This window comes from Microbacterium sp. MMO-56 (genome assembly GCF_037146215.1).
In the GTDB taxonomy this organism is placed as follows: domain Bacteria; phylum Actinomycetota; class Actinomycetes; order Actinomycetales; family Microbacteriaceae; genus Microbacterium.
In genome coordinates, this window is record NZ_JBBCVW010000061.1 from 1 (window position 1) to 223 (window position 223).

General features: G+C 70.0%; 1 protein-coding gene. It reads left to right on the top strand.

Annotation, left to right across the window (positions count from 1 at the left end; genetic code table 11):
- Positions 1 to 16: 16 nt before the first annotated feature.
- Positions 17 to 223, top strand: a 207-nt coding sequence (locus tag WFI00_RS17770) for a hypothetical protein (RefSeq protein ID WP_336642392.1), incomplete at its 3' end; no start/stop codon positions are given.

Sequence of the window (223 nt, forward strand, 5' to 3'; positions counted from 1 at the left end):
GGCAAGCTTCGCCGTCGTGATCGCGCTTGCCGCGACCTCGGCCGCAGTGACCGCGAGCGCCCCGATCTTCTCCGTCGTGACCGCGTTCGCTGCGAGCTTCCCCGTCTGCACTGCACCATCGGCAAGCTTCGCCGTCGTGATCGCGCTTGCCGCGACCTCGGCCGCAGTGACCGCGAGCGCCCCGATCTTCTCCGTCGTGACCGCGTTCGCTGCGAGCTTCCCC